This window comes from Flavobacterium tistrianum (genome assembly GCF_003254545.1).
In the GTDB taxonomy this organism is placed as follows: Bacteria; Bacteroidota; Bacteroidia; order Flavobacteriales; family Flavobacteriaceae; genus Flavobacterium; species Flavobacterium tistrianum.
Genome location: NZ_QJRH01000073.1, coordinates 122404 through 144458, shown reverse-complemented (window position 1 = coordinate 144458; position 22055 = coordinate 122404). Strand labels below are relative to the sequence as shown.

16 protein-coding genes are annotated in these 22055 nt (G+C 32.4%); 12 read left to right on the top strand and 4 right to left on the bottom strand.

Features of this window, described 5'->3' with window-relative positions; translation table 11 throughout:
• Positions 1-112 precede the first annotated feature (112 nt).
• Entirely contained in the window at positions 113-1768 is a 1656-nt protein-coding gene (locus tag DMB71_RS19700) for a M1 family metallopeptidase (protein ID WP_111369165.1), read from the top strand.
• 27 nt (positions 1769-1795) lie between these two features.
• Positions 1796-2650: a penicillin-binding transpeptidase domain-containing protein gene (locus tag DMB71_RS19695; protein ID WP_111369164.1), complete on the top strand. Its 855-nt coding sequence runs from the start codon at positions 1796-1798 to the stop codon at positions 2648-2650.
• Between the two features lie 104 nt (positions 2651-2754).
• On the opposite strand, the gene DMB71_RS19690 is transcribed toward DMB71_RS19695, so the two are convergent.
• A complete protein-coding gene (locus DMB71_RS19690; protein WP_111369162.1) occupies positions 2755-4299 on the bottom strand; it encodes a hypothetical protein in 1545 nt (514 codons plus the stop codon).
• 155 nt (positions 4300-4454) lie between these two features.
• Here DMB71_RS19690 and DMB71_RS19685 point away from each other — a divergent pair, with 155 nt between their 5' ends.
• From DMB71_RS19685 to acs, 7 genes are all read left to right on the top strand, one after another.
• Positions 4455-5621 carry a 2-isopropylmalate synthase gene (locus DMB71_RS19685; protein ID WP_111369737.1) on the top strand — a complete coding sequence of 389 codons (1167 nt, stop codon included), beginning with the start codon at positions 4455-4457 and terminating at the stop codon, positions 5619-5621.
• Positions 5622-5674: 53 nt separating this feature from the next.
• Entirely contained in the window at positions 5675-6793 is a 1119-nt protein-coding gene (gene leuB / locus DMB71_RS19680) for a 3-isopropylmalate dehydrogenase (protein WP_111369160.1), read from the top strand.
• Positions 6794-7062: 269 nt separating this feature from the next.
• Complete coding sequence (gene ilvD, locus DMB71_RS19675) at positions 7063-8736, top strand: dihydroxy-acid dehydratase (protein WP_111369159.1); 1674 nt, start codon at positions 7063-7065, stop codon at positions 8734-8736.
• A gap of 172 nt (positions 8737-8908) precedes the next feature.
• Positions 8909-10597 (top strand): biosynthetic-type acetolactate synthase large subunit, encoded by a 1689-nt coding sequence (gene ilvB, locus DMB71_RS19670; protein WP_111369157.1) that lies wholly within the window; start codon positions 8909-8911, stop codon positions 10595-10597.
• 89 nt (positions 10598-10686) lie between these two features.
• On the top strand, positions 10687-11208 hold the full coding sequence (gene ilvN, locus DMB71_RS19665; protein WP_095929307.1) for an acetolactate synthase small subunit: 522 nt from the start codon (positions 10687-10689) through the stop codon (positions 11206-11208).
• Between the two features lie 60 nt (positions 11209-11268).
• Positions 11269-12738: a ketol-acid reductoisomerase gene (gene ilvC, locus DMB71_RS19660; protein WP_111369156.1), complete on the top strand. Its 1470-nt coding sequence runs from the start codon at positions 11269-11271 to the stop codon at positions 12736-12738.
• 495 nt (positions 12739-13233) lie between these two features.
• On the top strand, positions 13234-15144 hold the full coding sequence (acs, locus tag DMB71_RS19655) for an acetate--CoA ligase (protein WP_111369155.1): 1911 nt from the start codon (positions 13234-13236) through the stop codon (positions 15142-15144).
• Positions 15145-15204: 60 nt separating this feature from the next.
• Here acs and DMB71_RS19650 read toward each other — a convergent pair whose 3' ends face one another.
• From DMB71_RS19650 to DMB71_RS19640, 3 genes are all read right to left on the bottom strand, one after another.
• On the bottom strand, positions 15205-15603 hold the full coding sequence (locus tag DMB71_RS19650; protein WP_111369736.1) for a hypothetical protein: 399 nt from the start codon (positions 15601-15603) through the stop codon (positions 15205-15207).
• Between the two features lie 163 nt (positions 15604-15766).
• Entirely contained in the window at positions 15767-16363 is a 597-nt protein-coding gene (locus DMB71_RS19645; RefSeq protein ID WP_111369154.1) for a 3'-5' exonuclease, read from the bottom strand.
• 3 nt (positions 16364-16366) lie between these two features.
• On the bottom strand, positions 16367-18283 hold the full coding sequence (locus DMB71_RS19640) for a DUF294 nucleotidyltransferase-like domain-containing protein (protein WP_111369153.1): 1917 nt from the start codon (positions 18281-18283) through the stop codon (positions 16367-16369).
• 960 nt (positions 18284-19243) lie between these two features.
• On the opposite strand from DMB71_RS19640, the gene DMB71_RS19635 reads away from it, so the two are divergent.
• The 3 genes from DMB71_RS19635 to DMB71_RS19620 all read left to right on the top strand — a co-directional run bounded on the left by DMB71_RS19635 (position 19244) and on the right by DMB71_RS19620 (position 22053).
• Entirely contained in the window at positions 19244-19570 is a 327-nt protein-coding gene (locus DMB71_RS19635; protein ID WP_111369152.1) for a hypothetical protein, read from the top strand.
• Positions 19571-19862: 292 nt separating this feature from the next.
• Positions 19863-21056 carry a hypothetical protein gene (locus DMB71_RS19625; protein ID WP_111369150.1) on the top strand — a complete coding sequence of 398 codons (1194 nt, stop codon included), beginning with the start codon at positions 19863-19865 and terminating at the stop codon, positions 21054-21056.
• 277 nt (positions 21057-21333) lie between these two features.
• The gene (locus DMB71_RS19620) at positions 21334-22053 is read left to right on the top strand and encodes a hypothetical protein (RefSeq protein ID WP_111369149.1); all 720 of its coding nucleotides are present in this window, start codon (positions 21334-21336) and stop codon (positions 22051-22053) included.
• Positions 22054-22055: the final 2 nt, after the last annotated feature.

Below are 22055 nucleotides of genomic sequence, written 5' to 3'. Positions count from 1 at the left end.
TTGCTGTTTATTTGTGTTCAAATCATAATTTTCTAAAAAGCTTGATTTGAATGTTTACATTTGTTGAAGATTAAGCTGGTTTAATTGCCTAATTATTTCAAATTTATAAATAATGAAAAAATACTTTGGTGGCGTAGTTTTCGCCTTTCTAATTGGTTTTACTGCCAATGCTCAGGGACTTTTAAATAAGTCTGAAACCGTTTTTACACATCAGGATACTTTACGCGGAAGCATTACAAAGGAAAGAGCTTGGTGGGATTTAAAATACTATCACCTTGATGTAAAAGTGAATCCAAAAGAAAAATCAATTTCAGGTTCAAATACGGTTCGTTATACTGTTTTAACAGAAAACAATCGTATGCAGATCGATTTGCAGCAGCCAATGAACATTACCAAAGTAACACAAAACGGAAAGGAATTAAAGTTTGAAAGAGACGGAAATGCGTTTTTTATTACTTTGAATGAAAAGCAGAAAGTTGGTGATGTAAAAGAAATAATAGTCTTTTTTGAAGGAAAACCAAAAGAAGCAGTTAGAGCTCCTTGGGATGGCGGATTTTCTTGGAAGAAAGATAAAAACGGAAAAGATTTTATCGCTACATCTTGTCAAGGTTTAGGAGCAAGTGTTTGGTGGCCTTGTAAAGATCATATGTACGATGAAGTAGAAAATATGTTAATCAGCGTTAATGTTCCTGGCGATTTGACGGAGGTTTCTAACGGAAGATTGAAAAGCGTTAAAAAAGAAAAAGACGGCACTAAAACTTTCAACTGGTACGTTTCAAATCCGATCAACAATTACGGCGTAAATATCAATATTGGCGATTATGTAAATTTCTCTGAGGTATTTAAAGGTGAAAAAGGAAATTTAGACTGTAATTACTATGTCCTGAGAGATAATTTAGCTTTGGCTAAAGAACATTTTAAAGATGCTCCAAAAATGCTGAAAGCTTTTGAAAATTGGTTTGGACCTTATCCGTTTTATGAAGATAGTTATAAATTGGTCGAAGTTCCTTATTTAGGAATGGAGCACCAAAGTTCTGTAACTTATGGAAACCAATATAAGCAAGGTTATTTAGGAAAAGATTTAAGCGGAACTGGCTGGGGATTAAAATTTGATTTTATCATCATTCATGAATCTGGACACGAATGGTACGCTAACAATATTACCTACAAAGATATTGCAGATATGTGGGTTCACGAGAGTTTTACCAATTATTCTGAAAGTCTTTTTGTAGAATATTATTACGGAAAAGACGCTGGTGCTGAATATGTAATTGGATGCAGAAAAAATATTCAAAACGATAAACCAATTATTGGTCATTATGACGTGAACAATGAAGGATCTGGAGATATGTATCCAAAAGGAGCCAATATGCTTCATACAATTCGTCAAATAATTAATGATGATGCTAAGTGGAAATCCATTTTAAGAGGTATGAATAAGACTTTTTATCATCAAACTGTTACAGGAAAACAGATTCAAGACTATATGAATGAGCAGTCGGGAATTAACTTTAATAGAGTATTTGCTCAATATTTAACTACAACTCAAATTCCTGTATTTGAATACATATTTAAAAACGGAACTTTCGGATATCATTGGACAAATTGCGTGTCTAAATTTGATATGCCAGTTAAAGTTAAAATTAATGGCGTAGAAACTTGGTTAAAACCAACAACAGAATGGCAATCCATAAAAACGGAAAATGAGGACAGAAAGCTAGAAGTAGATAAAAACTTCTATGTAACGACTTCTAATATCGTTGAATAAATTTAAATTCTTTAAAAGCCCTGACGAATGATTCGTAAATTGTTTTTAGTACTAATAGGCATAATTTTAATTTCTTGTATTTCCAATACAAAAAAAACAAATGATGTTTTACTAGATAAGAAAGATTCAGTTGTTGTCCGTCAGGATTTTAAAAAATATTTTGATTCTTGTGGTGTTAAAGGTTCAATTGTCATTTATGATAATGTAAATCATAAATGGATTTTGTCAGATACAATTGATGCTAATTTTCAAACATTGCCTGCTTCCACCTTTAAGATTGCAAATCTTCTCATTGCACTTGAGACTAAAACAATTAGCAGTGAAAATGATATAGTAAAATGGGTAGGAAAAACGGATACTGTAAAGTATGGTTATAGACCTGAAATTTATCATGATATGACAGTAAAAGAAGCTTTTGAAGTTTCTGCAGGCTGGGTATTCGTTGAATTAGCAAAGAAAATTGGTAAAAAGAATTATGAAAAGTATTTAAAATTATGCCATTACGGAAATGTTAATCTTTCTCAGAAGGACACTGATTTTTGGAACTTTGGCGATTTTGCCATTTCACCTATCAATCAAGTCGAATTTGTAAAAAAGTTGTATGAAGAAAAGTTGCCTTTTTCGAAGAGAAATATGCAGATTGTAAAAAATGTAATGCTTAGCGAAAAAGGTTCAGACTATAAAATTTATTCAAAAACCGGATGGACAAGAGAGAAAGGTTTTAATATTGGTTGGTGGGTAGGTTATGTTGAAAAAGAAAATGGAACTTATTTCTTTGCTACAAGACTTTTGCAAAATCGAAATAATAATAGAGCCGATTTCGGAAATTGCCGAAAGGATATAACTAAAGAGGTATTTAAAGAGTTGCAAATAAATTTCTAATTTCTAGAGTTTAATTTAAAAGCAAACCCGACAGGTTTTAAAAACCTGTCGGGTTTGCTTTTTTATTGGAATTTGGATTTTTTAAAATTGGAATTTAAAAAGTGTTATCTATTATTAAGCTTCGCTTTCTCCTTAATAATATCAGCAATTTTTCTATTTTCAATTTTACTTTCAAGCCACGAGATAATATCAAGATACAGGAAAGCTCTTTTTTCGTAAGTATTCTTTTCAAGCTCAACAAAACGAGTATGCATTTTCTTGAATTCCTTTTTGATATCAGCAGGGTAGAAGTTGTTTAAGTTTCTCAAAAACTTGATGATTTCTTTTTGGACTTCGTGCAAATCGTTCATTTTCAATAAGAACTTATAAGTGCTTTTCAAATGATTTTCTAAATAATAATCTTTTCCAAGTTCATAATGAGCAATCAGTGATAATAATCTCGCAAAACACATTAAATCCTCGCGCATCGTCAAGTTTTTATTGTTGATGATTTTATCTAAATAATTGATGCATTCGTTATATTTTTCGTTTCCGAAATAAATAGAAGCAAACTTATAGAAGAATAACATTTCGTGATGTTCATCAAGATGTTCACTATGCAGTTTTAATTTTTCTAAAATCTCAGGAATTAAGTATTCGCTTTCTGCAAAAGTACCTTCTAAAATATGGAGATTTAACTTATTGTTATAAACATAAAGAAACGATAAAGAAGCAATATTGTCATTTACAGGAAATTTAGGATCTGCAATGGTTTCTTCCAGAAGATTTAGGTATTTCTTGAAGTTCGATGTATATTTTAGCATATAAAGCGATTCTAAGAAATAATGATTTCCTTTTAAGAAGAATACAGGATTTAGATAAATCATGTTTGGATTATCATAGAAAAGCTGCACCCATTTATAGGCAAATTTATAGCTCGCCAAGAAATCTTGCACTAGAAAGCTTCGCCAAAGATTGGCATTGTAAAACCAGTATTTTTCACGGAACCCAAATTTGCTTTCATCAAGCTTAGAAATATGTTTATTGAAATAATCATCAATATATCGGTACTCTTCATCATTTTTTACGTAACCAGTTTTTAGCATGATTCCGTATAGCTGAAGAGATAAATTAGATAATTTACTTGAAATTGTATTTCTGTAATTTAACTCTTTGGCTTGAATGACCAGTTCGTCGGCGCGACCTTGGATACTTCGTGTAATATATTGAGATTCGATTAGTTTTTCGAACTCTACAATTTCATAGGCCATATATTTTTCGTCATTCTCTAAAGCCTGCTGTTTGGTTTTATCTAAAATTTTTAAACTCTGCTTGTATAAACCTTTATTATAAAGAATAACTGCAAAATCCATTTGCTCGCGAAGCTGATAGCGTATGTTTTGGCTAGGAATATTTAATCTTATACTCACTAAGATTTGTTTGTATAAGTATGATTTTAAATTAGATAACTGTACTTTTTGGATAACACCGCTCTTTAGAATAAGTTTTTCATCGTAAACTTCAGATTTATCTAGAATATTAAATAATTCGATAAATTTTGTATTTGAACTCGTTTCTAATCGGCTTGCAAAAATTTTAAACTGTCTTTTTTCTGATTTCGAAAGTGATTTGATTAGAACAAATAAGAAATCTTTTTGATGGTTAGCCATTGTAAAAAATAATAATGTAACTTATTGATTATAAGTTAGTTAATATGGTATAAAACGTTTTATAAACAGTATAATTTCATTAAAATGAATTTCGTACCGTAATAGTACAATATATATTTGTTATCAAGATGTGAAATTACATTAAATTAATGAATATGAATAGAGAGAAAGTTCAAATTTTTGACACCACATTGCGAGATGGTGAACAAGTTCCAGGATGTAAGTTAGATACTAAACAGAAATTAGTTATCGCAGAACGACTAGACAAAATGGGAGTTGACATTATCGAAGCAGGCTTTCCAGTGTCAAGTCCGGGCGATTTTTTATCGGTCTCTGAGATTTGTAAAATTGTAGAAAATGCAACTGTCTGCGGACTAACAAGAGCCGTAAAAAATGACATTGATGTTGCTGCAGCTGCTTTAAAGCACGCTAAGAAACCTAGAATCCATACTGGAATCGGAACTTCGGAATCTCATATACTCCACAAATTACAAACTACGCCTGAAGATATTATTGCAAGAGCAAAATTTGCTGTATCACACGCTAAATCTTATGTAGAAGATGTTGAATTCTACGCTGAAGATGCTGGTAGAACAGACAATGCTTTCCTTGCAAAAGTTTGTGAAGAGGTTATCAAATCTGGAGCTACTGTATTGAATATTCCTGATACTACGGGATATTGCCTTCCTGAAGAATACGGAGCAAAAATTAAATACTTAAAAGAAAACGTAAAAGGAATCGAAAACGTAATCCTTTCATGCCACTGTCATAATGATTTAGGAATGGCAACTGCAAATTCAATCGCGGGAGCTATAAATGGAGCAAGACAAATTGAATGTACAATTAATGGTATTGGTGAAAGAGCTGGAAACACTGCACTTGAAGAAGTGGTAATGATTTTCAAACAGCACCCTTACTTAAATTTAGATACAAACATTAATACAAGAGAATTAAACGAAATGAGCCGTTTAGTTTCTGAAAGTATGGGAATGATCGTTCAGCCAAACAAAGCGATCGTTGGAGCAAATGCTTTTGCACACAGTTCTGGAATTCATCAGGACGGTGTAATCAAAAATAGAGCGACTTATGAGATCATGGATCCGTTAGATGTGGGTGTAAATGAATCTTCAATCATTTTGACAGCAAGAAGCGGAAGAGCAGCTTTGGCTTACCGTGCTAAAAAAGTAGGTTACGAATTAACAAAAACACAATTAGATATCGTTTACATCGAATTCTTGAAATTCGCTGATATTAAAAAAGAAGTTGTAGACGCAGATATTCATCAAATTATTGAAGCTTCTAAAATAGAAGTTAATATTTAAAAAAAAAGAAACTAGGAACAATAAGGATTTAAAGACATAAAGAGCGAGAGATTATGAATTTAAAAATTGCAGTTTTACCAGGAGATGGAATTGGTCCTGAAGTAATTTTACAAGCTAAGAAAGCTTTGTACGCCATTGGCGAAGTGTATAATCATGAATTTGTTTTTGAAGAAGCGCTGATGGGAGCGGTTGCTATCGATAAAACAGGAAATCCTTTGCCAGAACAAACTCTCAATCTGTGTTTAAATACAGATGCAGTTTTGCTTGGTGCAATAGGAGATCCTAAATACGATAATAACCCAAGTGCAAAAGTTCGTCCAGAGCAAGGATTGCTGAAATTGCGAAAAGAATTAGGATTATTTGCTAATATTCGTCCTATAAAACCTTATAAAGCCTTAATAGAATCTTCTCCTTTAAAAAGAGAAATCATTGAAGGAGCTGATTTTACCATTTTTAGAGAATTAACAGGTGGAGCTTATTTTGGAACTAAAACACTTAATGAAGAAGGAACACATGCTTCAGATTTATGTGAATATTCAGAAGAAGAAATCACTAGAATTGCACATTTAGCTTTTAAATCGGCGCAAAAAAGACGTAAAAAACTAACATTGGTAGATAAAGCTAATGTTTTGGAGACTTCAAGATTGTGGAGAAAAGTAGTTCAGAAAGTGAGCGAAGAGTATTCAGATGTTAAACTTGATTTCTTATTTGTGGATAATGCAGCAATGCAGTTAATCTTAAATCCAAAACAGTTTGATGTGATTTTGACAGAGAACTTGTTTGGAGATATTTTATCTGATGAAGCTAGTGTAATTACTGGTTCTATTGGTTTATTGCCTTCGGTATCTTTAGGAGAAAAAAGTGCCTTGTTTGAACCAATTCACGGATCATATCCGCAAGCAAAGGGAAAAAATATTGCTAATCCGATTGCTTCGATTTTAGCGGCAGCGCTTTTGTTAGAACATTTTGGATTAACTAAAGAAGCTCATGTAATTTATAAAGCGGTAGAAAAAGCAATTGAATACAAAGTCGTTACAGTTGATTTAAAACCAGATTCAAAATTCGGAACAAACGAAGTAGGAGAGTTCGTTTCTAATTTTATTTTCAGTAAAGACGATTTGCTGTATTTTAATAATGATAATGTAAGTATTGGACAATCTACAATTGTTTAATATTTTTTGTTAAAATGTGAAGATAATCACAAGAAGTATTGTAAATGTTGAGATTTTATTTTTTTACTTCCAGAAGTTTATTTACTTTTGTAACACTAAAAAATAAATGATGCAAATCTCAATTATTATTACTTCTGTCGTTGTTGTCAATGTGATTCACACATCTGCATCGGGAATGTTATAAATATAATTGAAAGACTATATTACAAACCTTCCAAATACTGGAAGGTTTTTTTTTGAATAAAAATTAAAAATTAATATAAACAATAATGGAATTAAATAAGTACAGCAAGACCATCACACAAGATCAAACACAGCCAGCGGCGCAAGCGATGTTGTACGGAATTGGTTTAACTGAAGAAGATTTAAAAAAAGCACAAGTTGGAATTGTGAGCATGGGTTACGATGGTAACACTTGTAACATGCACTTGAACGATTTAGCAAAAGATGTTAAAAAAGGTGTTTGGGATGCAGATCTTGTCGGACTTATTTTTAATACCATTGGTGTCAGTGACGGTATTTCTAACGGGACTGAAGGGATGCGTTACTCACTGGTTTCTCGTGATGTAATTGCAGATTCTATCGAAACTGTTGCTGGAGCGCAGTGGTACGACAGTATCATCGCAATTCCTGGTTGCGATAAAAATATGCCTGGTGCATTAATCGCAATGGGAAGATTAAACCGTCCGTCAATGATGATTTACGGAGGTTCTATCCACTCTGGAAAATGGAAAGGAGAATCTCTTAATATTGTTTCTGCTTTTGAAGCTTTAGGAAAGAAAGTAAAAGGCGAAATTACTCCAGAAGATTTTAAAGGTGTAATTCAAAATGCTTGCCCAGGTGCTGGTGCTTGCGGTGGTATGTACACTGCAAATACAATGTCTTCTGCCATTGAAGCATTAGGGATGAGCTTACCTTATAGTTCTTCAAACCCTGCTTTAAGCCAAGAGAAAAGAGACGAATGTCTTGAAGCTGGAAAAGCAATCAAAATATTATTAGAAAAAGATATTAAGCCAAGAGACATTATGACTCGCAAGGCTTTTGAAAATGCTATTACAATTGTAGCTGTTTTAGGTGGTTCTACAAATGCTGTAATGCACTTAATTGCAATGGCTCACTCAGTTGGAATCACAATTACTTTAGATGATTTCCAAGCTATTAACGACAGAACTCCAGTATTGGCAGATATGAAGCCAAGCGGTAAATACATGATGGAAGATATTCATGAAGTAGGAGGTATTCCTGCAGTTATGAAATACTTGCTAAAAGTAGGACTTATCCACGGAGACTGTTTAACAGTAACAGGAAAAACAGTAGCAGAAAACTTAGCTTCAACTCCAGATTTACAAGACGGACAAGAAGTAATTCATGAAATTCAAAAAGCATTAAAACCAACAGGAAATATTCAGGTATTGTACGGAAATCTTGCTTCTGAAGGTGCTGTAGCAAAAATCAGCGGAAAAGAAGGAGAATATTTCGAAGGGCCAGCTGTTGTATTTGAAGGCGAATTTGAAGTAATTCCAGGTCTTCAAGCCGGAAAAATTAAACCAGGTAATGTAGTCGTCATCAGGGGTTGTGGACCAAAAGGTGGTCCGGGAATGCCTGAAATGCTGAAGCCTACATCTGCTATTATTGGTGCTGGATTAGGAAGCAGCTGTGCACTAATTACAGACGGTAGATTCTCGGGCGGTTCGCACGGTTTCGTGGTAGGACACGTTACACCAGAAGCATATGACGGTGGTGGTATTGCATTAGTAAAAGATGGAGATTTAATCGCTATTGATGCAGTGAAAAATACAATCGACCTGAAGATATCTGACGAAGAATTTGCAGCAAGAAAAGCGGCTTGGGTTCAGCCGGCTTTAAAAGTTGACAGAGGGGTTTTACTTAAATACGCTAAGTCGGTTTCGAGTGCATCTACAGGATGTGTTACCGATAATTAATTAAAAAAAATAACAATATCAAAAATCAATATTAATGACAATATCAAAAATCAAATAGCAATACATTAAAAATCAATTTAAAATTTATAATTGAAATTGAGTTTTCTTATTGCCATTGAATCTTGAAATTGAATTTTGACATTGAATTTTGACATTGAAAAAACAATATACTATGAAAATATCAGGGGCAGAAGCCGTTATAAGATGTTTGTTAGCAGAAGGAGTAGATTTAATTTATGGTTACCCAGGTGGAGCTATAATGCCAGTTTACGACGAATTATATAAATTTCAAGATCAATTGCACCACGTTTTAGTTCGTCACGAACAAGGTGCAACACATGCAGCTCAAGGTTATGCAAGAGCTACAGGAAAAGTAGGGGTGGCAATTGCTACTTCTGGGCCAGGAGCTACAAATTTAGTAACTGGTATTGCAGATGCTCAAATCGATTCAACTCCGTTAGTGTGTATTACTGGACAGGTTGGAAGACATTTATTGGGATCTGATGCATTTCAGGAAACAGATATTATCGGAATTTCAACTCCAGTTACAAAATGGAATTTTCAGGTAACTGAGGCTTCTCAGATTCCTGAAATTATTGCAAAAGCGTTTTACATTGCTCGTTCTGGACGTCCGGGGCCAGTTTTGGTTGATATTACTAAAAACGCTCAATTTGATGAGTTAGATTTTAGCTACGAAAAATGCACAGGAATCAGAAGTTATGTTCCTGTTCCGAAATTAAATTTAGATAAAGTTGCTGAGGCTGCAGCTTTAATCAATAGTGCAAAAAAACCGCTTATTGTTTTTGGTCAAGGAATTATCTTAGGTCAGGCAGAAGCTGAGTTTAAAGCAGTGGTAGAAAAAGCTGGAATTCCAGCTGCATGGACAATCTTAGGTTTATCAGCTCTTCCAACAGATCATCCTCTAAATGTTGGTATGCTTGGAATGCATGGAAATTATGCGCCAAATTTACTAACAAACGAATGCGACGTTTTAATTGCTTTCGGAATGCGTTTTGACGACCGTGTTACAGGGAAGTTAAGTACCTATGCAAAGCAAGCAAAAGTTGTTCACTTCGAAATTGATCCTGCTGAGATTGATAAAAACGTTAAAACAGAAATTGCTGTTTTAGGAGATGTAAAAGAATCTTTAGCTGCTTTATTACCATTATTAGATGCTAAATCTCACGATGCTTGGCATAATGAATTTAAAGAGTTAAGCAAAGTTGAATACGATTCAGTAATTAAAGAAGAATTAAATCCAACAAACGGCAAAGGAATTTCGATGGGAGAAACTATCGAAATGATCAACAAACACTCAAAAGGTGATGCTATTATCGTTTCAGATGTTGGTCAGCACCAGATGTTTGCTTGCCGTTATGCAAAATTCAATTCAACTAAAAGTAACATTACTTCTGGAGGTTTAGGAACTATGGGATTTGCATTGCCAGCGGCGATTGGTGCAAAAATGGGTAAACCACAGCGTGAAGTAGTGGCAATTATTGGTGATGGAGGTTTCCAGATGACAATTCAGGAACTTGGAACAATTTTTCAAACAGAAGTTCCAGTAAAAATTGTGGTTTTAAACAACGAATTCTTAGGAATGGTTCGCCAATGGCAAGAATTATTCTTTGATAACAGATATGCTTCAACAAAAATGATTAATCCAAATTTCATTGCAATTGCTGAAGGATATCATATCAAATCTAAAAAAGTTACACAACGCGAAGATTTAGATGCTGCAGTCGCTGAGATGCTGGCTTCAAAAGATTCATACTTCTTAGAAGTTGTAGTCGAAAAAGAAAACAACGTTTTCCCAATGATTCCAACAGGAGCTTGTGTATCAGAAATTAGATTAAGTTAAAAAAAGTTTCAAGTTTTAAGTTTCAGGTTTCAAGTTCTGTTGAGAACGTGAAACTTGAAACGTGAGACAAAACAAAACTAAAAAACATCATGGAAGATAAAACATTTACCATATCGGTATATTCAGAAAATAATGTGGGTTTATTAAATAGAATATCTGGAATATTCTTAAAGCGCCACATTAATATATTAAGTCTAAATGTTTCAGAATCAGAAATAGAGAATGTTTCAAGATTTATCATTGTAGTAAATACTACTGAAAAATGGGTTCAGAATATTGTTGGACAAATCGAGAAACAAATTGAAGTTATAAAAGCATTTTATCACACAGATGAAGAAACGATTTTCTTAGAAAATGCTTTGTTTAAAATCGCTTCAAGTTTGTTATTCGACGAAAAGCAAATTCAGAATATCATCAAAGAAAGCCAGTCTACAATTGTAACGGTTTCTAGAGATTTCTTCGTGATTTCAAAATCAGGAAGACGTTCTGAAATTGAAGAATTATACCAAAAGTTCAAACCATACGGAATTATGCAGTTTGTACGTTCGGGAAGAATATCGGTTTCTAAACAAAAAATGGAGATTTCTACATTATTAGAATCCTTTAAATAATAAAATCTTAGTTATATATAATCAATATTAAATTTCATTTCATTAAATATTAAAACAAAAATGGCAAATTATTTCAATACATTACCACTTAGATTACAATTAGAACAATTAGGAGTTTGCGAATTTATGGAGCAATCAGAATTTGCAGACGGAATTGCAGCATTGGCTGGAAAAAAAGTTGTAATTGTTGGTTGTGGAGCACAAGGTTTGAATCAAGGTTTAAACATGAGAGATTCTGGTTTAGACATTTCTTATGCATTGCGTGCAGATGCAATTGCAGAAAAAAGAGCTTCTTATAAGAATGCAACTGAAAATGGTTTCAAAGTAGGAACTTACGAAGAATTGATTCCAACTGCAGATTTAGTTTGCAACCTTACACCAGACAAACAGCACACAGCTGTGGTAACTGCTATTATGCCATTAATGAAACAAGGTTCTACTTTGTCTTATTCTCACGGATTCAACATTGTAGAGGAAGGAATGCAAATTCGTAAAGACATTACTGTTATTATGTGTGCGCCTAAATGTCCAGGTTCTGAAGTACGTGAAGAGTACAAAAGAGGATTTGGAGTTCCAACTCTTATCGCTGTTCACCCAGAAAACGATCCAAACGGATTTGGTTTAGATCAAGCAAAAGCTTACGCTGTAGCAACTGGAGGACACAGAGCGGGAGTTTTAAGATCTTCTTTCGTAGCTGAAGTAAAATCAGATTTAATGGGTGAGCAGACAATTCTTTGCGGATTATTGCAAACTGGATCTATTTTATGTTTCGATAAAATGGTTGAAAAAGGAATTGATGCTGCATACGCTTCAAAATTAATCCAATACGGATGGGAAACTATCACTGAAGCTTTAAAACACGGTGGTATTACAAATATGATGGATCGTTTAAACAATCCTTCAAAAATTGAAGCTTATGAGTTAGCTGAAGAATTGAAAGATATCATGCGTCCATTATTCCAAAAACACCAAGACGATATCATTTCTGGAGAATTCTCTAGAACTATGATGATTGACTGGGCTAATGACGATGTTAACTTATTAAAATGGAGAGCTGCAACAGGAGAAACTAACTTCGAAAAAACAGCTCCACAAGAAGCTCCAATCTCAGAGCAAGAATATTTTGATAATGGAGTATTAATGATTGCTATGGTAAAAGCTGGTGTTGAGTTAGCTTTTGAAACAATGACTGAAGCTGGAATCATCGAAGAATCAGCTTACTATGAATCATTACACGAATTGCCATTAATTGCAAACACAATCGCAAGAAAGAAATTATTCGAAATGAACCGTGTAATTTCTGATACTGCTGAGTACGGATGTTACTTATTTGATCATGCATGCAAGCCATTATTGACTGAATTCATGAAAAAAGTAGAAACTAATATTATTGGTAAACCATTTTCAACTTCAAACGGAGTAGATAATGCAGTACTTATCGCTGTAAACAGAGAAATCCGTCAGCACCCTATCGAAGAAGTAGGAGCTTGGTTGAGAGAGTCTATGACAGCAATGAAAAAAATTGGATAATAAAATTTGGGAACTTCCGCAGAACGGATTTCTTTCTGCGGAATTTGCACTGTATCAATGATTTGTAATATTTTGAATTAGTAAGCACTTATTAAGAAAAAAGATATAGATGCATATTGCATTCACTTAACTTCAGAGAGTGAGTAAGTTAAGTGAAGCGGATCCCTAAAATGGGGTATATTTTGCTAAAAAATATACTTGTTGAAATTTCTGTTTTAATTAATAAAGATGCTGCTATTTTCAAAATAGAAAAAAGTCACGCAGTGCGGTTACAAAATTAATTGTTATTGAAATTTGTTAAATTAAAAAAGGCATAATATCTATTTATTATGCCTTTTTTGCCCTTAAGTAATAATAGAAAATAAAGTTTTAAAATAATTTCAGATAATTATCATATTTTATTAAATAAATGTTTCTTTTTAATAAAATTTATGAATTAAATTATTTCACGGATACGTTCAGATTTAATACATTTATAAAAAAATTCAACAAACGATGAGCTATTACAAAATTGAAAATTTAGAACAATACTTTAAACATTACAATAAGTCAATAAGAGAGCCAAGAAAATTTTGGGGAAAAATAGCAGAGGAGAATTTCACATGGTACCAGCAATGGGAAAAAGTTGTTGATTTTAATATGGCTGAAGCGGAAGTAAAATGGTTTACAGATGCTAAAGTTAACATTACCAAAAACTGTATTGACAGACATTTAAGCAAAAGAGGAGAGAAGACGGCAATTATTTTTGAACCAAACGACCCTTCTGAAGAAGCTTTACATATAACATATAACGAATTATACGAAAGAGTTTCAAAAATGGCAAACGTTCTTCGCGAGCAAGGTGTTCGTAAAGGAGACAGAGTTTGCATTTATTTGCCAATGATTCCAGAATTGGCTGTTTCTGTTTTAGCTTGTGCTAGAATAGGAGCAATTCACTCAGTTGTTTTTGCTGGATTTTCTGCTTCTGCAGTTTCTGCAAGAATCAACGATTGCGAATGTAAAATGGTAATTACATCAGATGGGGGGTACAGAGGAAACAAAACAATTGACCTTAAAGGAATTGTTGATGAAGCTCTAGAAACTTGCCCTTCTGTTACAAAAGTTTTAGTAGCAAAAAGAACTAATACTAATGTTAAAATGAAAGAAGGTCGTGATATTTGGTTACAGCCATTATTAGACGCGGCTTTAGATAATAGTGTTGCTGAAATTATGGATGCCGAAGATCCGTTGTTTATTTTATATACTTCAGGATCAACAGGAAAGCCAAAAGGAATGGTTCATACTACTGCTGGTTATATGGTTTACACGGCGTATACTTTTAAAAATGTTTTCAATTACGAAGATAATGATATTTTCTGGTGTACTGCCGATATCGGATGGATCACAGGTCACTCTTATATTTTATACGGACCGTTATTGAATGGAGCTACAACCGTAATTTTTGAAGGAGTTCCTTCTTACCCAGATTTTAGTCGTTTTTGGGATATTATCGAAAAACATAAAATTACTCAGTTCTATACTGCGCCAACTGCAATCCGTTCGTTAGCAAAAGAAAGTTTAGATTATATTCAAAAATATCCTCTTAAATCACTTAAAGTTATTGGATCTGTTGGAGAACCAATCAACGAAGAAGCTTGGCACTGGTTTAATGACCACGTGGGAGATAAGAGATGTCCGGTTGTAGATACTTGGTGGCAGACAGAAACAGGAGGAATCATGATTTCGCCAATTGCTTTCGTTACGCCAACAAAACCAACTTATGCAACTTTGCCATTGCCTGGAATTCAGCCAGTTTTGATGGATGAAAAACGTAATGAAATTGAAGGAAATCAGGTAGTTGGAAGTTTATGCATTAAATTCCCTTGGCCTGGAATCGCTAGAACAATTTGGAATAATCACGATCGTTACAAGGAAACTTATTTCTCTGCTTTCCCTGGGAAATATTTTACAGGAGACGGTGCTTTAAGAGACGAAGTAGGTTACTACAGAATCACGGGTAGAGTAGATGATGTTGTAATTGTTTCTGGACATAACTTAGGAACTGCGCCAATTGAAGATGCGATCAACGAACACCCAGCGGTTGCAGAATCTGCGATTGTTGGATTTCCTCATGATATTAAAGGTAACGCTTTATACGGTTACGTTATTCTAAAAGAAACAGGAGAAGTTAGAGATAGAAATAACTTAACAAAAGAGATTAATCAGTATATTTCTGACCACATCGGGCCAATTGCAAAATTGGATAAAATTCAATTCGTTTCTGGTTTGCCAAAAACTCGTTCTGGAAAAATTATGCGTAGAATTTTACGTAAAATTGCAGAAGGAGATAATTCTAATTTTGGTGATACTTCAACATTATTAAATCCGGAAATTGTAGATGAAATCATCAAAGGAAAAATTTCCTAATTGAAAAAAAATATAAGCATAAAAAAGCCTCTTATCTGTGAGAGGCTTTTTTTATGGTATTTATTGCTGTTGTGTTTTTTTTAAACTTGCATCATTTATAAATGTAAGTTGCTCCATATTGCTTAAGTTTGTAAGCGACAGGATTCCATTTTTATTTTCATTAATTCCATTTATTTTAAAACAAAACTCATTTCCATCTTTATCTCTAAAGGTTACAAATTCAGCGGTGTCATCTGAAAAGTTTTGGCAACTGTGTGAGATAGTATATTTATACATTACTTTCATTTGGTTATTGACATAATTATAAACTTTACCATCTTGAGTAAAACTCCATTTTGTATTTCGGTTTGTGTTTGAATACCAATTTCCAAGAATACGTTTGGAAGAAGGATCTTGATCTTGTGCAAAAATTGCTGATCCTGAAAACAGTAATAGCAATAGAAATAATAAGTTTTTCATAGTTTCCATTTTAATAAATATTCAACTATAAAATTACAATTTTACTTAATTTGAAAAATAAGAGAGTTTGTAAATTTCTGTTAATAAAAAAATGCCTCTTAAATAAGTAAGAAGCATTTTTATTCCAAAAATTGAAATTTTTATATTTTAAAATTTCAAGGATTTATTTGATTCCCAATCTAGATTTTAATTTCAAGAAAAGAAGTCCAATTCTGTACGCATCTTCAGAAGAAGAATTTCTATCGCTTTTCGGAATTTTATAAATTCCGCATAAATCATCTAGAGAAAACTGCTTGTCATTTATATCAGTCAATTTTCTGTACATTACATCAACATCTAAAGCTTCATTTTTTAGTCTTCCACAATTTAGGCGCTCCAAGGATGCATTTAGCATTTCGATATCAAAATTGATATGATGTCCAACCAAAATAGAATTTCCAATAAAATTTACAAAAGCTTCAAGTGCGTCAGGTTCAGGCATTTTCATCATTTTACTTTCAATGATAAATTCATTAGAAAGTCCGTTGTCTTGAAGATACTTGTACTGCAATAAAACGGTTTCGAAATTTTCTTTAATAACAATGCTGTCATCAATAACTGAAAAGGCTCCAAGAGATAATATAACATCCTTATCCGGATTTAAGCCAGAAGTTTCAGTTGACAATACAACAAACTTATTAGGTTTAGTTTCGAATTTAGTTAAATAGTCTTTCCAGAAATCTGGATAGTCTTTATTGATATTTTTCAGCCAGTCTAGCATATTTTATGAGAATTGTGTCAATTGAAATTTACTCTTAATCAGTTCCTCCAGGTCTTTCATTGGGGACAATGCGTTTTTTAATTTCTCTTTGTCAGATTTTGACATTTCTCTTAAATTAATATATTGGCCAGAGTCGTCATTTTTTAATCCTTCAACAGTTCTAAATTTAGAAAGAGTCAAGAATGCTTCCGCACAGCTTAGATAAATCTCAGCGTTTTTAGAATCTGTAATGGCTAATTGTTTGAATCTAAGATAAGTATTTTGAATTCCTTTTATGTTAGCATTTAATATTAATAAACGTGCACCATCAATTAAAGGCATCAAAGCTCTTGTCTTGATGTCAAATTTGTCTTTGTTTGGACCATCTTCTTCTGTTATAAATTTCTTGAAGAAACTTAAAGGAGAATTTCTCTTTAAAGCATCATTTCCTAAAAAGTCGAAGAATAAAGTGTTGTTAACGGCATTTTTAAATATTACGTTTTCAATCGCTTCTTCGATTTTTGGTTCTCCAAAAACAATTTCATAATCAAAGAAAATACTGCTCAAATCATTACTATTTTCACCTGGAGTATTCATCCAGCTATTGTATTGTTTTGTCCAGTCACTCAATGATTTGCACCAAAGCATATTGCTTGCCATATGTCCGTTTGGACAATAATCATAGCCCACTTTTTCTAATATAGAAGTAGCGCGTTTTGCCAATCTCAAGAAATAATCTTTTACTTCTCTGTATTTCTCAGGAGTAACATCTTCAAAAATCAAAATGCTGTCCTGATCTGTAAGCAATAATTGTTCCTTACGTCCTTGACTACCAATACTTAACCACGCAAAACGTGCAGGAGGGGAGCCTAAATCTAAAATAGATAATTCGACTGCTCTCTTAATAATAGCTAAGTTAATCTCACTTGCAATATTGCTAACATGTGAAATCGGAATATTTTTCTGTATCGAATTCTGAATCAAATCAGATAGACGATCACGTATTTGTTTTAAATCTTTTGGAAGCTGAGAACGCTTAATTTCTTTAATTAATACACCTGGGTTACTAGCCTGAGCAACAATAAGATCGTGTTCAGAAATAATTCCTTTTACAACAGATTTACTAGTTCCGTCTTTTGTAACACATAGATGAGTTACATTGTGTTTTAGCATTAACAATTGCGCTTCGGCCAAAGACACATTTTCTAAAACTGTTACAACCGGAGACGACATAATTTTATCGATGGTTTCAGTAATAGGATAGCGTCCAGTCGCAATTTTTGAAGATAAATCAGCATTGGTAACAATACCAATTGGATGGTTTTTCTCGCCACAGATTATGATATTATCTACCATAGAATCGGTCATTAAAATCGCAACATCCTTAATTATAGAATTAGCCTGAGTAGTTAGAGGCGAATTATTATAGTTAAGTGACTGAATATATTGCATTTCTGTCTGCTGATCAATGTAGTCAGTATCAGAAATTAGCTTGCCATTAGAGCTTACGCTATCTTTTGTGTGGCGTGAATTTACAGCAAAACTTTCCAACAAGAAGTTCAATACATCAGAATTATTGGCTACAAATGGTCTAAAAACAGCGATTGGAATAGCATAAATAATGCTTTCCTCACGTGCTTTGGCCGTCATCATGTAGTTATTTTTCGCAAAAAACGGGCGTAAACCAAAAATATCGCCTTCATGACATTTGTTTATAATGGTTTCTTCAGCGTCTGCAATAGTCGTTAGATTAATGACACCAGAAGCTACAACATAAAAACTTTCATGAAGCGGATCGTTATTTTGAAATAATACCGCATGTTTTTCTAAATTGATGACACGAATATTCGTGGCGATATCTGATAATTCCTGGAAAGTTAGGTTATCAAACGGTTTGTATTCTTTTAAAAAATCTGCAATATGCTCAGCAACTGTATTCATATACGTGATAATTTATTTTTAAAGTATCGAATGTAAAAATAGTAAAATAAAGTCTTACAATGAAAGGTTCTTGAGTATAAACTAATTATTTTAAGGAAATGTTAAAAGATAATAGTTATAAGGCTTGAAAAAGTTTTTATGTTTTAAAAAATTGAACATTTCCGATTTTGAGAAAAGACATTTCATTTATTAAAAACTAAATGCCCAAAAACAAGCTTGATGATTTTGCGATATTTGAAAACAATTTTTTTTAAAAATTATATGGCGCAATTATAATCGAATTCAATTTAGTAAAAAATCGGCTAAATTGATGCATAAGTTCATAAATCAAGCAGCCTGAATTTTGAATATTTAAAAAAAAATAATTTTAAAATCATATAGCGCATTTATGATCAATTTGAGTTTTGAATGAAAATATTCTAATTAAAAACTGTACAGCGTATTTATATGAATTTAAAAATTTCTGTTTTTTTAAAGAGAAATTCTTGGAGAATAACAAGTGAGAAGTAAGGAAACGAAATTTCAATATGTGAAAAAATTTTGAAACAAAAAGCATACAGCACGTATACAGGGCAGTTTCTAAAATATTCTATTTTACATAATATAAATTATAGTTCATTTGTGGTATAACTAATTAACATATACCACATGGCCTTAAAACGAACATCTTTAGAGAATTACACTCTATTACTTGTAGAATTAAACAAAATGCGTCACACAAATTTCAATGCTAAAACATTCTTGAAAAAGATGCGCCCCTTTTGCAAAACTTCACACTTAAAGTTTAAAACATTATTTCTAAGAATCCGTGGTTCAAATATAGGAATTACAATTAAAGTTTGTACGGATTGCTTTATAGTAACTCAATCTTTTTGTGTTCATGAATTTATTTTTTACTGCAATTCTATGAAAACCCTGATTTCAAAACTTCTTAAACATAATCTGCTAATACCTTAATATATGTCTGAAATTCTAAAATTAATTCAAAAACGAGAAAATTTAATCTTTGAATTAGCCAGTTTAAATTTTGATTTGAATGAATATTCAAAAAATCCTGTGGAAACTGTAGACTTAATTGGTTTAAAATATCAGCATGATTTTTTAATTAGAGAAATTCAACAGATTGCGCAAAAAATAAATGTTTTGTCTAATTCTCAGATAACCCATTATAAAACTAAGTTCTTAGAATTTGAAAAGAAAATTTCGGAAGCAATTTCTAAAAAGCAGTTTACTGTCAATGATTTACCAAAAAATCATTATTCGCTGTGGCAAAACGTAACCTCTTAAATAAATAATTTATGGAAGTAAAAATTTATAGAAAACTTCATTACGAAGTATTAAAAGATATAGCGACTGAGAATTTGTGTTTTTTAAAATTCAAATACAAATCACATACGCAGGACGGGAAATTATTTTACTGTTATGAAATTAAAACTATAGGACTCCCCCAATACATTAAAGATACATTTTTCACCTTTTTAGATTGGGTCAAAAATGAATCAAATAAATATTAGTTCAATCTATTAGCGTTGCCGTTGGGTATAACGGCAACTAACTCACTCAAAACCTACTAAAAATAATGATTTCATATAAAGAAAGGCATCAAGCTCAAACTAAATTTAGAAACAATAATTTAAAACCTACTCTTATAAATATAGACTATTTAATTATTAATCTCGAGGGTCAGCCGTTCGGAGAATTTCCAGAAGATTCGAAATTTCGTTTAAAACCATACGAATACGGAACTAAGATTTTTGAGATTAGAGCAGACTTATATTATGAAGATTTAAAAATCGGTGTTTATACTGCAAAACCTCGTTCTGCGATTATGAGCGAACAATTTGCACAGCTTCAATTTGAAAACAATCTATTTTATACATTATCTAACGATGCCTTAAAAGGTGTTATAAATGCATTTTGCGATGAAACGAACTACTTATTTAAGTCTGTTAATAGACTGGATATATGTCTTGACAAGTCTGATATCAACAATTCTTACCGTAATTTATATAGTAATGTGGTTGCAGGTAACTACCTTATTTCAGGGCGCCCGAAAAATCTACAAAGCTATTTTGAAACTTACAAAGGAAAATCAATTCTTAACGGTTTCCAAATAGGAAAAAGAACATCAGATAAAATAATACGATGCTATAACAAAACGCTGTCTTTACAGCTAACTGAGAAACCTTATATAAATGAATATTACGCAAACAACGGTTTGAAAAATGAGAATGTTTGGCGTTTTGAATATCAGTTAAATTCTGCGTTTTTTAGAGGTCTTAACGAACATTCCAAAGGAGATATAAAAGTTAGTCAATCAATGACTTGGGGTATTTTTGATAAAGCTAACCTTTATGAATTGTTGAAGATTGCAAATAAAGGTTTTTTTGAACTTCGTGAGAATACTGGTAAAAGCCAAATCAATAAAGAAAAGCTAATTGTTTTGTTTGATTTTGATTTTTTACAATCCCAAATTACCAAATTCAATCCTATAATAAAACGCTTGAAAAAGGTTGTTCTTTCTTCTACAACCATTAAAAAACGTCTTGCAAAATCTTTGTTTAGAGAGTATTACGCAAGTAATCAGGATATATCTTACATCGTTGCTTTAAATCTTTTACTTGAAGATTTAGACATGATTACCGAAAAACCACTTATAAATTGGTTCAGAAACAAATTACATTTCTATATGCATGAGTTTAGAACAAAGGAGAAATTAGTAAATGATTTTGATTTTGAATTATTCCACGAACACCAACTTTTATTTTTATAAGCCATGAAAACACAGAATACAAGCCAAAAAGTAACTAAAACCCAGTTAATGCATATTCTTGAATTAAGCTATAAAACGGCTTGCAAAGAATATCAAGTTATACTCGATTCCTTGGAATTAAAAAGGAGTTATTTAACTGTCCAAGACCTAATTAAGTACGGCATATTATAGGGAAAATTAGGGAAAATTGTGGAATTATAGGGAATTTTAGGGAACGTCAAATAATAGTTGCAATAACCTTTGTGAAAGAAATTTAAACAAATAAAATTTATAACAAATGAAAATTGCAACTATTACAGGCGTTACAAAATCGCCAGAATTACAAGTAACAAAAGCAATCGGTGCTTTAATTCTTTCAAGTGACCTGCCATTATCAGGCTTAACTACTGAAAAAATTAGTATTTACATTGAACGTGGAAATGGCTCGAATGTCATTTTAGCAAATAAAGTTTTGCTTAAAGATTTCATTTTAGCAAGTACTTACGGAACTGAATGTACACAGTCGGATGAAGATAATGCTTTGATTGCATTGTGTGAATTGGCTGACGAAGGTTCGATTTATCTTGCAGATAAAGAGAGTATTAAAATTACTCTTGAAGATTTAATTGCAGGTAAACGCTATGATTTGCACGGTATTGAAGAACCACAGCAAACAAACAATTTGTATTTCTTTGAACAAAAATCTGTTGCTTCTGAGGAGTTCAACAAAAAAATCGATGTTCAAGGCTTTGATTTGGCTGTTATGACTGTAGATAATTCAGTAAGTGATTTGTCTTACCAATATTCAAACGGTCAAGTAGTTAAATATCTTCCTTTTGAATTGCAGACTTTAAGCCGTGATATTGACCCAATCCAAGCTGTGCTTTCAGACGGAAAAGTTGTTCAAGGTTTAGCGGATAGATTAACCCTGCCTTTGGTGGCTGTCGTTGGAATTGAGATTAATAAGTCTCAAGGCTCGATTATTAATTTCGTCGTAAGATGTTTAAAAACTGTGTAAGC

What these genes read in the sequence shown, in the direction of transcription:
- DMB71_RS19700 (WP_111369165.1), top strand. Translation starts at nt 113, where the DNA reads ATGAAAAAATACTTTGGTGGCGTAGTTTTCGCCTTTCTAATTGGTTTT.
- DMB71_RS19695 (WP_111369164.1), top strand. Translation starts at nt 1,796, where the DNA reads ATGATTCGTAAATTGTTTTTAGTACTAATAGGCATAATTTTAATTTCT.
- DMB71_RS19690 (WP_111369162.1), bottom strand. Translation starts at nt 4,299, where the DNA reads ATGGCTAACCATCAAAAAGATTTCTTATTTGTTCTAATCAAATCACTT.
- DMB71_RS19685 (WP_111369737.1), top strand. Translation starts at nt 4,455, where the DNA reads ATGAATAGAGAGAAAGTTCAAATTTTTGACACCACATTGCGAGATGGT.
- leuB (WP_111369160.1), top strand. Translation starts at nt 5,675, where the DNA reads ATGAATTTAAAAATTGCAGTTTTACCAGGAGATGGAATTGGTCCTGAA.
- ilvD (WP_111369159.1), top strand. Translation starts at nt 7,063, where the DNA reads ATGGAATTAAATAAGTACAGCAAGACCATCACACAAGATCAAACACAG.
- ilvB (WP_111369157.1), top strand. Translation starts at nt 8,909, where the DNA reads ATGAAAATATCAGGGGCAGAAGCCGTTATAAGATGTTTGTTAGCAGAA.
- ilvN (WP_095929307.1), top strand. Translation starts at nt 10,687, where the DNA reads ATGGAAGATAAAACATTTACCATATCGGTATATTCAGAAAATAATGTG.
- ilvC (WP_111369156.1), top strand. Translation starts at nt 11,269, where the DNA reads ATGGCAAATTATTTCAATACATTACCACTTAGATTACAATTAGAACAA.
- acs (WP_111369155.1), top strand. Translation starts at nt 13,234, where the DNA reads ATGAGCTATTACAAAATTGAAAATTTAGAACAATACTTTAAACATTAC.
- DMB71_RS19650 (WP_111369736.1), bottom strand. Translation starts at nt 15,603, where the DNA reads ATGAAAAACTTATTATTTCTATTGCTATTACTGTTTTCAGGATCAGCA.
- DMB71_RS19645 (WP_111369154.1), bottom strand. Translation starts at nt 16,363, where the DNA reads ATGCTAGACTGGCTGAAAAATATCAATAAAGACTATCCAGATTTCTGG.
- DMB71_RS19640 (WP_111369153.1), bottom strand. Translation starts at nt 18,283, where the DNA reads ATGAATACAGTTGCTGAGCATATTGCAGATTTTTTAAAAGAATACAAA.
- DMB71_RS19635 (WP_111369152.1), top strand. Translation starts at nt 19,244, where the DNA reads ATGTCTGAAATTCTAAAATTAATTCAAAAACGAGAAAATTTAATCTTT.
- DMB71_RS19625 (WP_111369150.1), top strand. Translation starts at nt 19,863, where the DNA reads ATGATTTCATATAAAGAAAGGCATCAAGCTCAAACTAAATTTAGAAAC.
- DMB71_RS19620 (WP_111369149.1), top strand. Translation starts at nt 21,334, where the DNA reads ATGAAAATTGCAACTATTACAGGCGTTACAAAATCGCCAGAATTACAA.